The sequence below is a fragment of the Pseudobacteroides sp. genome, assembly GCF_036567765.1.
GTDB lineage: Bacteria > Bacillota > Clostridia > Acetivibrionales > DSM-2933 > Pseudobacteroides.
This window is the reverse complement of sequence record NZ_DATCTU010000032.1, coordinates 167,910-182,895: the sequence shown is the minus strand read 5'-3', so window position 1 is coordinate 182,895 and position 14,986 is coordinate 167,910. Positions and strand designations below refer to the sequence as shown.

The 14,986-nt window shown below is 38.0% G+C and carries 12 protein-coding genes; 10 read left to right on the top strand and 2 right to left on the bottom strand.

Going from position 1 to position 14,986, the window contains the following annotated elements; all coding sequences use genetic code 11:
• Nucleotides 1–72: 72 nt before the first annotated feature.
• A complete protein-coding gene (locus VIO64_RS05405) occupies nt 73–885 on the bottom strand; it encodes a metallophosphoesterase (RefSeq protein ID WP_331915942.1) in 813 nt (270 codons plus the stop codon).
• Between the two features lie 184 nt (nt 886–1,069).
• On the opposite strand from VIO64_RS05405, the gene VIO64_RS05400 reads away from it, so the two are divergent.
• Both VIO64_RS05400 and VIO64_RS05395 read left to right on the top strand, forming a co-directional pair.
• Nucleotides 1,070–2,494 (top strand): family 2B encapsulin nanocompartment shell protein, encoded by a 1,425-nt coding sequence (locus VIO64_RS05400; RefSeq protein WP_331915940.1) that lies wholly within the window; start codon nt 1,070–1,072, stop codon nt 2,492–2,494.
• Nucleotides 2,495–2,594: 100 nt separating this feature from the next.
• Nucleotides 2,595–3,803, top strand: coding sequence for a cysteine desulfurase (locus VIO64_RS05395; protein ID WP_331915978.1), 1,209 nt, complete (start codon nt 2,595–2,597; stop codon nt 3,801–3,803).
• Nucleotides 3,804–3,883: 80 nt separating this feature from the next.
• Here VIO64_RS05395 and VIO64_RS05390 read toward each other — a convergent pair whose 3' ends face one another.
• Nucleotides 3,884–4,495: a LysE family transporter gene (locus tag VIO64_RS05390; RefSeq protein ID WP_331915938.1), complete on the bottom strand. Its 612-nt coding sequence runs from the start codon at nt 4,493–4,495 to the stop codon at nt 3,884–3,886.
• 309 nt (nt 4,496–4,804) lie between these two features.
• Between VIO64_RS05390 and amrB the strand changes: the two genes are divergently transcribed.
• The 8 genes from amrB to glmS all read left to right on the top strand — a co-directional run bounded on the left by amrB (nt 4,805) and on the right by glmS (nt 14,917).
• Nucleotides 4,805–5,626, top strand: coding sequence for an AmmeMemoRadiSam system protein B (gene amrB, locus VIO64_RS05385; protein WP_331915936.1), 822 nt, complete (start codon nt 4,805–4,807; stop codon nt 5,624–5,626).
• Between the two features lie 68 nt (nt 5,627–5,694).
• Nucleotides 5,695–6,204 carry an AmmeMemoRadiSam system protein A gene (gene amrA / locus VIO64_RS05380; protein ID WP_331915933.1) on the top strand — a complete coding sequence of 170 codons (510 nt, stop codon included), beginning with the start codon at nt 5,695–5,697 and terminating at the stop codon, nt 6,202–6,204.
• Nucleotides 6,201–7,073 carry an AmmeMemoRadiSam system radical SAM enzyme gene (gene amrS / locus VIO64_RS05375; RefSeq protein WP_331915931.1) on the top strand — a complete coding sequence of 291 codons (873 nt, stop codon included), beginning with the start codon at nt 6,201–6,203 and terminating at the stop codon, nt 7,071–7,073. The genes amrA and amrS overlap by 4 nt, the downstream gene beginning before the upstream one ends.
• Nucleotides 7,074–7,228: 155 nt before the next feature.
• Nucleotides 7,229–8,113 carry a diadenylate cyclase CdaA gene (cdaA, locus tag VIO64_RS05370; protein WP_414705238.1) on the top strand — a complete coding sequence of 295 codons (885 nt, stop codon included), beginning with the start codon at nt 7,229–7,231 and terminating at the stop codon, nt 8,111–8,113.
• Nucleotides 8,092–9,345 (top strand): CdaR family protein, encoded by a 1,254-nt coding sequence (locus tag VIO64_RS05365; protein WP_331915929.1) that lies wholly within the window; start codon nt 8,092–8,094, stop codon nt 9,343–9,345. Before cdaA ends, VIO64_RS05365 begins: the two co-directional genes overlap by 22 nt.
• On the top strand, nt 9,342–10,931 hold the full coding sequence (locus tag VIO64_RS05360) for an NAD(P)/FAD-dependent oxidoreductase (protein WP_331915927.1): 1,590 nt from the start codon (nt 9,342–9,344) through the stop codon (nt 10,929–10,931). Before VIO64_RS05365 ends, VIO64_RS05360 begins: the two co-directional genes overlap by 4 nt.
• Before the next feature lie 350 nt (nt 10,932–11,281).
• The gene (glmM, locus tag VIO64_RS05355; RefSeq protein ID WP_331915925.1) at nt 11,282–12,631 is read left to right on the top strand and encodes a phosphoglucosamine mutase; all 1,350 of its coding nucleotides are present in this window, start codon (nt 11,282–11,284) and stop codon (nt 12,629–12,631) included.
• Between the two features lie 462 nt (nt 12,632–13,093).
• Nucleotides 13,094–14,917, top strand: coding sequence for a glutamine--fructose-6-phosphate transaminase (isomerizing) (gene glmS / locus VIO64_RS05350; RefSeq protein WP_331915923.1), 1,824 nt, complete (start codon nt 13,094–13,096; stop codon nt 14,915–14,917).
• Nucleotides 14,918–14,986 lie beyond the last annotated feature (69 nt).

Sequence of the window (14,986 nt, the reverse complement as noted above, 5' to 3'; positions counted from 1 at the left end):
TAAATGCATAATAAAGCCAGTGTTTTGGGCAGTATCCAAAACACTGGCTTTCTGTTAATATATATACTAATTCTAAGTCATATGAAATACTGTTATCTCCGGTCTTGATAAAAACCTCAGCGGAAACAAAACATTTCCGATGCCGTTGCTTATGTAAAAATCCACACCATTTAACCTGTGAAGTCCCCTTTTAATACCCATTTTGCAGAGTTTTTCCTTCCTAAGCACTTTAAACTCCAGGTCAAAGGGCATCCATATCTGCCCTCCATGAAAATGGCCACAGAAAAGATAATCAATTTTACCTCTGGGCATGTCAAGCACCACGTCCGGGTTGTGGGATATTGCGATGTTTAGCTTCGCATCCCTAGCACAGTTTCTTAAAGCTTTGTCAATGTTGTGATCTCCCCTCCTATAGTCGGTAATGCCTATAATATTATACTTTACATCACCCTTGTAAAAAACTATAGAATCATCATGTAGAATGGTAACCCCCTGCATTTCTACTTCCTTTACAAATCTATCAAATCCGCCCTTTTTATCATGCAAGAAAGCCTCATAATCGTGGTTACCGAAGCATAAACATACTTTGTTATTCCCCTTTATCTCATTTAAAAAGCGTATAAATTTGGGAATATCCGATTGCCTTGTTATATAATCACCCGACATCAATATAAGATCAGGCGATTCCTTGTCAATTATTTTCTTTATCTTGACGGTTTTGACCCTCAGTAAATTTATATGAATATCCGTCAGGTGTACGATTTTAAGCCCTTTATTGCTTTTTGTAAATCTGATTCTTTTTAACTTCAAGCTTCCTGCTTCAAACCACATATATACCAATGATAAGATACCCAATAAAAAAACAGCCGCCAATATGTAATACATCGTTTTTCCCCCATTAAAAAAGTTATACCTTAATATTATATTTAATAGATGTCCTATATTCAATGACCTATATGATTTTACACCAACATCAAATTATGTTAATTAATCCCGCACTCTAAATAATTGAAGTTCATATATTAAATTATGTATTCTTGATCAATTATATAATATTGAGGTGAAAATAATGGATTTCAGCAATTCTGTAATTACTCAGCACAGCCTGAACCCAAATACTGCTCGCAACTTATCTCATTCTACAAAATCTATCCCCATGATGGAAGGAATAACCCCTCGCTGGCTTCTTAAATTCCTGCCCTGGGTTCCTGTTGAAGCAGGCGTTTACAAAGTTAACAAAGTTAAAAAACATGATATCTATCCCCAAATGATCAGCTTTGACAACAATGACCTTAGAGTAGGTCCTTCACAAATGGCACAGATACCATTTCTGCAAAACATGGATATGGATAAAATGGATGTACTATCCTCCCTGTTCCAGAAAAAACAGTTTGATGCAGGAAAACTGATTTGTGAGGGAACCCCTGAATCAAATGAATTTTTAATTGTTGCAAACGGAAAAATTGAAGTAACAACAAAAGGTATAAGCGGTGAAAAACTCAATATAGATATCCTGTCAGCCGGGGACTATACAAATGTAGATGCTTTTATAAACAATTCGAGCAGACCCATTTATATAAAGGCTTTGACCCCATGTACCCTGTTCTCTCTTGAAAAGGAAACCCTTGTAGGTCATATGGAAAACTATCCTCACTTAGCCGAATCAATAGACAACGCTATAACATATTGGCTGTCAAAAAAGAAATTAGTCAATGAAAATAGTGAAAAACTAATCAGTATAAAATCCGGGAGTATGGGTGAATGTGATCTTCCTCATACATATCCCGATTATGAAGAGAAACCAAAAGAGTATGTTTTGAGCCTAATTCAGACAATTTTAAAGACCAACTCAAATGTTACGGATATCTTCAACAGCCCAATAAATCAATTGGATGAGCAGGTAAGGCTGACAATGGAATCAATGAGAGAAAGGCAGGAATGGGAAATAATAAATAATAAAGGCTTTGGACTTATTAGCAATGTTTCTCCATCCATGAAGGTTCATCCTAAAGAGTGTGGACCTACGCCTGATGACATGGACGAATTGCTTTCTAAAGTCTGGAAAAAACCCGCTTTCTTTCTTGCACATCCAAAAGCTATAGCAGCCTTCGGCAGAGAATGCACAAGAAGAGGCGTGCCTCCACCTACTGTTAATATATACGGCTCTCCATTCATTACATGGAGGGGCGTACCCATAGTTCCCTGCGATAAGCTTATGGTTAATGGAAAGTGCTGTCATAGCTCCTACCTTGGAACCACAAACATACTATTGCTCCGGGCTGGTGAAAAAGAACAAGGGGTAATCGGTCTTCACCAGCCGGGAATACCAAATGAGACCAATATACCCAGCCTTTCTCTTAAATTTGCAGGTATAGACCAGAGGGGTTTATCTTCATATATTCTAAGCCTTTATTTCTCTGCTGCCATCTTAAGCAGCGACGCCATCGGCATGCTGGAAAATGTAGAGGTGGGAAAATACTATGATTATGAATAATTATTCCCCTAATACATTTAACGATGCTGATTACTATTTTATTAAAAAGCAGTACCAGAACCCGACTCCCTCAAGCAATTGTGCAAATAAATCCTATGGCATGAAACTTGACACAATTCGCAGTGACTTTCCCATTCTTAAAAGAAAAGTTAACGATCATAGCCTCATTTGGCTGGATAATGCGGCTACAACCCAAAAACCCCATTGTGTCATCGAATCATTGAGCCGATATTACAAGGAAAACAATTCAAATGTTCATCGCGGAGCCCATACACTTGCCAAAGAAGCAACGGAAGAGTATGAGGCCGCAAGGAAAAAGATTCAAAAATTCATTGGTGCTTCATCACCTGAAGAAGTAGTTTTTGTCAGAGGCACAACCGAAGCAATTAATCTTGTAGCAAATACCTACGGCAATTTGACTATAGGCCGCGGAGATGAGATCCTGCTTACTCAAATGGAGCATCACTCAAACATAGTACCCTGGCAAATGCTTTGTAAATATAAAGGTGCACGCATCATACCCATACCAATAAATAAAAAAGGTGATATAATTCTTGAGGAGTATGAAAAGCTTTTTACGCCTCGCACAAGGATGGTATCCATAACCCAGGTTTCCAATGTTTTAGGTACAATAAATCCTGTAAAACAAATGATCAATATAGCACACAGCCATGGCGTAAGTGTGCTTGTGGACGGTGCTCAGGGAGCACCACATTTAGGAGTAAATGTACAGGATTTGGATGCTGATTTTTATACATTATCCGGCCACAAGGCCTATGGCCCTACAGGTATAGGTATTCTATACGGTAAAAAAGCTCTCCTTGAAAACATGATACCCTGGCAGGGCGGAGGTGGCATGATAAAGGATGTTGATTTTGATAGAACCGTATATTTGGAACTACCCTACAAATTTGAAGCCGGTACCGGAAATATAGCCGATGCTGTGGGATTAGGGGCAGCCATAGATTATTTAGAAGGCATAGGTATGTACAATATCGAACACCATGAACAGGAGCTTACAAGGTACGCAACTGAGGCCCTATCATCTATTAACGGATTGCATATCATAGGAAATGCTCCACATAAGACCAGTGTAATGTCCTTTATCATTGAAGGCATCGATCCCTCAAAAATGGCTGGTCTTTTGGATCAGGAAGGAATTGCAGTTAGAGCCGGACACCATTGTGCACAGCCTGTACTGAAGTACTTCGGCGTAGACAGTACTCTTAGGGCTTCAATCGGCATTTACAATACCCATAAGGACATAGACGCACTGGTTCAAGGTCTGCTCAAACATATAAATCAATAGTTGGAAGTCTTTTAGCAACTGGTTTGCCACATATTTAAATATAATGCCATCCTGACTATTTTGTTCAAGATGGCATTTCCTTACTCTTTTCTCAATATCAGCTTTACGCCAAATCCTATGATTATAATCCCTACCAAAACATTCATCACATCAACTACTGTTTGATTCATCATCGGATGAAGCAAACTGACAATTAAAGCAAATACGCTTAGGAAAACCAGGGTCGCCATTACAGCACCCACCCCAAAAAACTTCATTTCCCTTTTATTGTAGCCCTCACTGGATAATTTTGTGGCAAAAACCCCTGACCAAAAAAGAATTGACAGCGGACTTGAGGCAGTCAAAATAAAGCTGGTTATAAATGCATTGGATGTATCATAGAAATTACTGCTTCCCGCTATTGCCGGTATTATTTTAACTCCAAATGTCCCAAGTATGGTGCCCACACCAAAATAAACAAGAACCACTGTACCAAAGTACTTCAGACCTTTTTTTACTCTATCTTTTTCAAGAAGCGAGCCAACACCCATTATTGCAAGTGTTACAAATATGGCGTCCATTAATGTAGCTGCAAGCACAGCCGCTTCAGCCGGAAAAAAGCCTCCGCTGGTTGCCGTATTAAAGACGTATATACAAACCGGGCCAATCGCAAACTGAAGTATCAACCCAAATCGAAATCCTTTTAAAACCATTTTCATCTATCCTATTTATGTTAATTTAATAATATTACCACACAACCTCTATTAAGGCAATTTTCTTATGCAATTGAAACTTAAATCTATTTTGAAAAATTTAATATTTAAAATATTATGAATTTAATATAAAATAATAAGGTATGGAAGGAATATAATCCATATAAAAAATCAAATAATATAAGCGTGGTGATTTTGTTGAGTAGAAAAACTATAAGAATAATAGCCTTGGTTACGCTTTTATTCTTCTTTGTAACATCAGTAGTATTACTTGTTACTCCATTATTAAACATCGGAGGATAATAACAAATGGGCAGCATCATAAGTTCCTATATATTTCCCCACCCGCCGGTTATTGTACCGGAGGTTGGTATGGGCGAAGAGAAAAATGCAATTACGACTTTACAGTCATGTAAAAAGGCAGCTGGTGAGATAAAGCTCGATAATCCTACAACTGTTATAATTACAACGCCCCATGGGCCATATTTTCAGGATTATCTCTACTTATCTACCAAAAGCAGCCTGAAAGGTAATTTTGCAAGATTCGGCCGAAAGGATATAGGACTTGAATTCAAAAACAATTCCCAGCTTTTAAATAAAATTATCGATTGTGCAACTAAAGAAGGGATAGATTGCGGAGGTTTGGATAATAAAACCCTTTGCAGATATGGATTAACCGATGAATTGGACCATGGTGCTCTTGTACCGTTGTACTTTATCTCTAAAGAGCTTCAGGACTTTTCTCTTGTTCATATTTCAATCGCAGGATTTACACTGGACATGCTTCATAAGTTCGGCAGTTGTATATCCTCTGCAGTAGAAGAATCTGATGAAAGAGTGGTTTTTGTTGCCAGCGGCGATCTTTCCCACAGGGTAAATGATAATTCTCCATATGGATCCAGCCCTCTTGGAAGTCAATTTGACAATTTATTCGTAGAAAGCATACAAGCTTCTAGATTTGATAGTCTTTTAGATATTGATAATAAACTTTGTGAAGGTGCTGCTGAATGTGGTTTACGTTCGTTTGTTATAATGTTTGGAGCTTTGGAAGGGTCTGAGATAAAACCTCAGGTATATTCCTACGAGGCTCCTTTTGGTATAGGCTATTGTGTTGCAAAGTTTAAATCATAATTTAATATAGTTATTATTGTTTTGGACATAATATATTAACAAAATACATGAAGAACAGGTGTAAGCATATGGACCCTTATGTAAACATAGCCAAAAATGCCCTTGAGGCATATGTACGTGATAAAAAAATAATAGATGTACCTGATGGATTACCTGATGAAATGGTTCAGAATGCTGCTGGTACATTTGTATCTATAAAAAAAGGCGGAGAACTCCGCGGATGCATTGGTACTATTTCCCCAACAAGGCCAAACATCGCACAAGAAATTATTTATAATGCAATAAGCTCAGGCACCCAGGATCCCCGTTTTGATGAAGTGGATGAACGCGAGTTAAATAGCCTTACTTATAGCGTAGATGTGCTGAGAGAGCCTGAACCTATCCAATCTATGGACCAATTGGATGTAAAAAGGTACGGCGTCATTGTGCGTTCAGGAAGAAGGTCAGGACTTCTTCTTCCAAATCTGGAAGGGGTGGACACGCCCTTAGAACAGGTATCCATTGCACTCCAGAAAGCTGGAATAAACCCACGATCGGAGTTTTCACTTGAAAGGTTTGAGGTTATACGTCACAAATGAACTATGATAATGCAAAACAGGCTAGATATTATAACAAAATAGAAGAATCAAAGGTCCACTGTTTTTTATGCCCCCATAACTGTATTATTAAACCTGAGATGACAGGGGCCTGCCGAGCAAGGAAAAATATTGGCGGTGAGCTTTTTTCGTTAAATTATGGCCTTGTTACATCATTATCTTTAGACCCCATAGAAAAGAAGCCCTTGAGGAGATTTCATCCAGGGTCTCTGATACTATCTGCCGGCTCCTTTGGCTGCAATCTTAAATGCTCTTTCTGCCAAAACTGGACCATCGCCCACCAAGATGCCGACACAGCCACGGTAGCCCCTCAGGCTCTAGTCAGTAAGGCCATGTCTTTAAAAGCAAAAGGAAATATTGGTATAGCTTATACTTATAATGAGCCCTCCATTTGGTATGAGTTTGTTCATGATACATGTGTATTTGCCAAAAAAGAAGGACTCTCCAACGTTCTTGTAACCAACGGTTTTATTTCCCATGAACCTCTTATGGGTATCCTTCCGTTTATTGATGCCATGAATATAGATGTAAAAGCCTTTACATCAGGTTTTTACAAGGACATATGCAAAGGTATATTGGACAATGTAAAGGAATCCGTTGAATTAGCGTCACAGCACTGCCATGTAGAGGTAACCACTCTTGTTATACCTGATCTCAATGACTCTCTGGATGAGATAGAAAGGCTTTCAAAATGGCTTTCGTCTATTTCCCCTGACATCCCCCTTCATTTATCAAGATTCTTCCCTAATTATAAAATGTCCCATGTTAACCCTACTCCGAAAGAAACCCTATTCGCGGCAAAAAAAGTTGCAGACAATTATTTGAACCACGTGTATTTGGGTAATATATAACAGTTTAGCACTATTTTTATGAATGTTTCAAAAATGTTACAGGAATATGAAATTTGTGTTGCATCATAAAATAATCTTACAAATTGATTAAAAAAAATGTATAATCTAGATTAAAACATTAATAATCTAACATTTGATTATACTTGTATAAGGATGTGGAGTTTTTGCCTGGTATCTTTAATTTTGACATCCACGGTCTTTTAAACAACATAGTTAATTACATTGGATTTGAAAGCCCTCTTGATGTTATAAGAGCAATATTTGACATAGGCATAGTGGCATATGTAATTTACAGAATAATACTACTTGTGAAGGAAACCCGTGCATGGCAGCTAATTAAAGGTCTCCTGTTTATTGCTATAGTTTCTTATTTGAGTAAAATACTCAAACTGGATACAGTTAATTATATTTTAACAAGTGCAATTCAGATAACCGCAATAGCAGTTGTTGTGCTTTTTCAGCCTGAACTCAGGCGAGGACTGGAGCAAATAGGAAGAAGCAAGTTCAGCGACTTTTTCAATTTTGAGGAGAGCAGCATTCGCATTCAAACAACCGCGATGATTGAAGAGATAGTAAAGGCTTGTACCGAGCTTGCAAGGACCAATACAGGAGCCCTAATAGTAATTGAGCGTGAAACCAAGATAGGTGAAATCATTAATTCGGGAATACAGCTTAATTCAAGCATATCTGCAGAACTTATAATGAATATTTTTGTACCCAATACGCCCCTTCATGACGGTGCCTTGGTTATAAGGGAAAATAAGATAAAGTCTGCTTCATGCTTTTTGCCACTTACCGATAATCCTAATCTCAGTAAGGAGCTGGGTACCAGACATAGGGCTGCTTTGGGAATCACTGAGGTATCCGATTCTATTTCCATTGTGGTATCAGAAGAAACAGGTAAGATATCCTTTGCACTTAACGGCGGGCTCACAAGAAATCTAACTCCCGATACATTAAGAAAAGCATTGAATAAAAACCTTTTGGATGATACGACACCAAACAAGAAGCTAAATTTATGGAAGGTGAAAAGCAAGTGAACGAACTTTTAAAAAAAGATCTTACTGTAAAGATAATATCGATAATATTTGCTATTGTTTTGTGGTACAATGTGGTGGATAAAAACTCCAATCCTATAGATACAACCAGTATCAGCGTTCCTCTTGAAGTGCTGAATAAAAATACTTTAGCTGAAAAAAAAATTGCACTTAAGGATAAAACCATTCCTGAAAACATTCTTCTTACAGTTAAGGGAAAACGTGACAAAATGAAATCAATGAGTCGTTTCGACTTTAAAGCTACGGTAGATTTATCGGAAATCACTTCAATTACTGAAAATGAGCTTTCTATAAATGTTGTTCCCAAAAGTTCAGAAATCAGTGTTGAAAATATCGAACCCAGAACAATAAGACCTGAGCTTGAAAAAGTTATTCAGAGCTCTTTTAAGGTTGATGTAAAAACGAGCGGTGTACTAAAGAGATACTATCACTTGGTCAACACCACAATTATTCCCGATACCATTCCAATCGAGGGCTATGATTCAATTATAAAATCCATATCATCAGTAAGGGCCGATGTTGATGTGACCGATCTTGATAAAAACCTAACAATTGAAAAAGAGTGCAGATTTTATAACAATAAAGATGAGGACATCAGCAATAGTGTTAGCAGAAACATAAAAGTTAAAATTCAATTTGAGGTAGCCAAGGAAATACGGATTGTCCCGGATGTAAAAGGTATTCCTGCTAAAAACTATGTGTATACCGACTTTAAAGCTGTTCCGGATAAAATCCTGGTAAGCGGTCCCCCTGATGTCCTTTCGCGTTTATACGAAGTCAGTGCCCAATCTGTCGATATCAGTAACATGACATCAAGCAGTACTATAAAAAGTAAACTGCTTCTTCCAAAAGGCATATCAACTGTTAACGGAAGCAGCGATGTCAATGTATCTGTTATCATTGAAAAGGAAGGCAGAAAGGACTTCACCATATCAAGCGACAGCATAACTGTGGTTTATCCTAACGCCAGCATACCTTTAAAGTACTCAATTTTAACCCAGAACATAACAATAAGTCTGAAGGGAAAATCTTCAGACCTTGCAAATATTGATATAACCAACCTAAAGCCCAGTATAAATGTTGCAGGACTTGCAGATAATCCTACTGGGGCATATAAGGTTCCCTTGAACCTTAGTCTCCCGGTAAATATAAGGCCTGCCGGCAATTATGAAATAGAAGTACAGGTAGAGAAGAATATAGAGGAGACTACATGAAACTTGTTATAAACAATATACGAACCTCAGTAGATGATGACTTTGAATATATAAAGCATCAGGCAGCAAAAAAAATAAAGATAGCTATAAATGAAATAAAAAGCATTAAAATAACAAAAGAATCAATCGATGCAAGACGAAAACCCAATATAACGCTCGTATATACTGTGCTGGTTGAAACTTATTCAAGAGTAAAAACTTCCTCAAACAGTGATATAACTGTATTTGATGAAATTCCATCTCCCCCGCTTTCACGGGGTAATATTCCACTTGATAAAAAGCCCGTAATCGTTGGCTTTGGCCCTGCGGGTATGTTTGCTGCATTGATTCTCGCACAGAACGGCTACAAACCTATAGTTATTGAACGCGGTGAAAGTATGAAAAAGCGAACTGAATTGGTTGACCTTTTCTGGAAAGAAAACAAGCTTTCTGAAGAAACCAACGTTCAGTTTGGGGAAGGTGGAGCAGGAACCTTTTCTGATGGAAAGCTTACAACACGAATTAATGATAGAAGATGCAACAAGGTTTTGGAAGAATTTTTTAACAACGGGGCACATGAAGAAATTTTATACAAGAATAAACCTCATATCGGAACTGATGTGTTAAAAAATGTTGTTGTAAGCATGAGAAAAAGGATAGAAGAGCTTGGGGGCACGATTTTATTTAATTCCAAGCTGACAGACATAGATTTTAAAAGCAGCTCTGTCCAGGGCATAAAGTACAATGATACTCAAACAATAGATACAAACATTGTTGTTTTATCTATAGGACATAGTGCCAGAGACACCTTCGAAATGCTTCTCAGTAAAGACATCCAATTTATTCAAAAGCCCTTTTCAATCGGAGTTCGCATAGAGCATCCCCAGGAAATCATCAATATGGCACAGTTCGGCCAGCCTCATGTCATCCCGAAGCTTGGGCCTGCTGATTATCAGCTCTTTCAAAAGATTGGCAACCGGACTGTCTATTCCTTTTGTATGTGCCCAGGCGGTATCGTGGTAGCTTCTGCTTCTGAGCATGAGTCCATAGTTACCAATGGCATGAGCGAATATAAACGAGACAGGGATAATGCCAACAGTGCACTGGTTGTTTCTGTTGAGCCTGGTGATTTTGAAGGTTCACACCCTCTGGCAGGTATGTATTTTCAGAGAAAATGGGAAAGACTTGCCTATGAAATAGCTGGCTGCAACTATTCCGCACCCGTCCAGCTTTTAGGAGATTTTATAAACGGCTCTTCCTCGAAAGCATTTGGGGTTGTGAAGCCCAGCTATACAGGCAATACCGCTTTTTGTGATATTAATCGATGTCTTCCTGGGTTTGTCACCTCCCCAATGAAGGAGTCTATAAATGCCCTTGATAAAAAGGTATCTGGCTTCGGCATGGCTGATGCAATCCTGACAGGGGTTGAAACAAGGACGTCTTCACCCGTTAGAATTCCAAGGTCAGACTCTCTTGAAGCCATTGGATTTAAAGGACTCTACCCTGCCGGTGAAGGTGCGGGATATGCTGGCGGTATTGTAAGTGCTGCAGTTGACGGGATACGTATTGCAGAGGAAATTATCGGAAAGTATATACCGCAATACTAGGTAATGGTGCTATTGGGAAACTGGTACATCTAGGTTGAATATATTTATCGGATTTAACATAACTTAACTTAATTTGGTAAGAAACATTTTATTGATTTCAGAATAAAATGTTTTATAATAGATTTATACTATTATGTTAAGGTATACACTTTATTAAAAATTTATTGTGTTATGGATTAATTACAAGTATAATTAATTTGTATAGTTTTGGGTTTACTATTTTTTGGCATTTTACCACATAATGGTTGGTCTTAATTATACATAACTATTTGTTATATATAATACGTATTATAAATTTGATTTTTCATAACATTTTCATATTTTGATATTTCGAGAGGGGTCAATTAAGAATGGGAAAACTTTTTGGAACAGACGGAGTCAGAGGTATAGCCAACCTTGAACTTACAGCTGATTTAGCATATAATCTCGGTCAGGCAGGTGCATATGTATTAACCGCCGAAACTAAGCATGTACCTAAAATACTTGTTGGAATGGATACCAGGATTTCCGGTGATATGTTGGAATCAGCACTAGTATCCGGGATCTGCTCTGTCGGTGCCGAAGCAATATGTGTTGGAATAATCCCGACACCCGCTATCGCTTACCTTACAAGACTTTATAATGCTGATGCAGGAGTTGTTATTTCAGCATCGCATAATCCTTATGAGTTTAACGGAATTAAATTCTTTGACAATAGAGGATATAAACTTCCTGATTCAATGGAAGATAGGATTGAATCCATAATTGTGGATAAGGCTGAGGAATTACCTCGTCCTATAGGAGAAAAGGTTGGCATAAAAAGCATAAACGAATCCGCTCTGGATGACTATATTAATTTTATAAAAGGTACTATTGGATGTGACCTTACAGGTGTTAAGGTTGCAATTGATTGTGCAAATGGAGCTGCATATAAAGCCGCACCGCTGGCACTATTTGAGCTTGGTGCTCAGGTTTCGGTCATAAATAACGAGCCCAACGGTATCAATATAAATCACGGCTGTGGTTCTACACATATGTCGCAGCTTAAGGAATTTGTAAAAGAGGTTGGTGCTGACATAGGTCTGGCTTTTGATGGCGATGCTGACAGAGTTCTTGCTATCGATGAAAACGGAACCCTTGTTGATGGTGATCAGATAATGACTGTCATAGGTATTGACCTTAAAGAAAACGGTAAACTTGCCAATAACACCATAGTTGCCACCGTTATGAGCAACCTTGGTTTGGATATTATGGGCCGCAGAGAAGGAATCAACCTGGTTAAAACAAAGGTTGGAGATAGGTATGTGCTGGAAGAAATGCTGGCAAATGGTTATTGCTTAGGTGGTGAGCAGTCAGGTCACATTATTTTCCTTGAACATAACACTACCGGTGATGGCCTGCTTACAGCTGTTCAGCTCTTAAAAATTCTCAAAACTTCCGGAAAAAAGATGTCTGAACTGACATCCAAAATGCAAGTCTTCCCTCAGATACTGAAAAATGCAAAGGTTTGCAACGAAAAAAAATACTGCTACATGGAAGATGAGGTGATTGCCCGTCTATGTAAGGACCTTGAAGATGAATTTCATGGTGAAGGAAGAGTCCTGATAAGACCTTCAGGAACTGAGCCTCTTGTCAGGGTTATGATTGAAGGCAAGGATCAGGATTATATTACCAGAAAAGCCTCCGAGCTTGCAAAATCTATTGAAGAAAGGTTGGGATAATTTAGACATACTTCAGGCATAGATGATAGATGATTTATGATATTAAACAATCACTTTTATTGATTAAGTGAAATTTCATACAGAATACTAATTGTAAGTACCTTATATCTTATTAGGTACTGCAGCATAAAGCGCCAGAGCTGCAATTTCCTACAGCAGCTGACGAGGAGAAGGAGGTCACAGGTAGGTATTTGGAGTAGCAATTGTTTTAATTGCCCAATACCCACATGTGGATTATCGAAAATTCGGCGGAAACCTTCTGGTTTACCATAATCAACAAAGGCTTTACAAATATTACGGGTGACTGTAAAACAAAATAAGCCTTAAATGGTTATTCTGTTAATAAATTCACTATTTTATAAATCAATTGGTTGGTTTAATTCTATTATGCTTGCCCGCATATCTTTATTAGTCTGTGCTTTAATACAAACTCATAAAATAAAAAATAAAGGAGAATTGATTATGTGCGGTATAGTTGGATATATAGGTGATAAAATAGCTACACCAATATTGATTAATGGTCTTAAGAAACTTGAATATAGAGGATATGATTCGGCAGGAATTGCAACATACGATAGCAACTGCGTTAATGTAATTAAATGTAAAGGCCGGCTTGCAGCCCTTGAATCAAAGCTTAATGAAGAAATGCCTTCAGCTAATATGGGAATAGGACATACAAGATGGGCAACCCATGGTGAACCGAACGATGTAAACTCTCACCCCCATATAAGCCAATCGGGAAAATTTGCCGTTGTACATAACGGAATAATTGAAAACTATATTAAGCTAAAGGACTTCCTGCAATCACAGGGCTATGAATTTAAATCCGAAACGGACACTGAAGTAGTTGCTCACCTTATTGAGTATCACTATAAGGGTGATCTTATAAATGCTGTTATTGAATGTGTTAATGATATAGAGGGCTCATATGCTTTAGGAGTTATATGCAGCGATTGCGAAACCCAGTTTGTTGCTGCAAGAAAAGACAGCCCGCTTATAGTTGGCCTTGGAAAAAATGAAAACTTCATTGCATCGGATATTCCTGCTATCCTTGAGTATACAAGGGATATATATATACTGGAAGACAAGGAAGTTGTTAGCCTGACAAAGGATGAGGTTAAGGTTTTCAATATACTTGGTGCAGAAGTTAAAAAAGAAATTTATCATGTAACGTGGGATGCAACCTCTGCTGAAAAATCAGGCTATGAGCATTTCATGATGAAGGAAATGTTTGAAGAACCCAAGGTAATAAGGGATACCTTATCCCCTAGAATAGCTGATGACAAAATTTCCCTCGATAACATCAACATAACCGCAAAGGATTTGGAGAATATCGATAAAATCTATATAGTTGCCTGTGGTACTGCTTATCATGCAGGTGTAGTAGGAAAATACATCATAGAAAAACTTGCAAAGATTCCTGTTGAAATAGATATAGCTTCAGAATTCAGATACCGCGATCCCCTGCTTAGTGACAGAAATCTGGTAATAATCATAAGCCAATCGGGTGAAACACTTGATACTTTGGTTGCCCTTAAAGAATCCAAAAAAAGAGGTGCTAAAACTCTCTCAATCGTAAACGTTGTTGGCAGCTCCATATCAAGAGAATCGGACTATGTTCTTTATACTTGGGCAGGACCTGAAATAGCCGTTGCTTCAACCAAGGCTTATAATACACAGCTTGCAGCACTGTATCTCGTTGCTTTTGATTTTGCTTATAAAAAAGGCCATATAGATGACGCTGCATACAAGAATTATATATCTCAGCTAAAGGAACTTCCTAGTAAGGTTGAAGAGGTGTTGAAAAACAAGGAAGTTATACAAAAGTTCTCTTCCCAGCATTACAATGCAAAAAGTATTTTCTTCATTGGAAGAGGCCTTGATTATGCCCTTTCAATGGAAGGTTCATTGAAGCTTAAGGAAATATCATATATTCACTCTGAGGCATATGCCGGTGGTGAATTAAAGCATGGAACAATTGCTCTCATTGAACAAGGTACTCTTGTTGTATGCCCTGTAACCCAAGATGATCTGATAGATAAGATGGTGAGCAATATTAGGGAAGTTAAGGCAAGGGGTGCTGTCGTTATGGCAATTACTCAGGAGAAAAACTCATCGATTGACAAGGTTGCTGACGTTGTAATAACAGTTCCCGATATAGATTCGCTGTTGGCCCCTATAATAGCTGTTACCCCACTCCAGCTCTTTGCGTATTATATGGCTATTGAAAAGGGCTGTGACGTTGATAAGCCTCGTAACCTTGCTAAGAGTGTTACGGTTGAATAGTTTTTCACTGGATATTTTGTGGGAACGGTAGTTGTCATATAATGGAATTTTTATTATACTAAAGGTCAA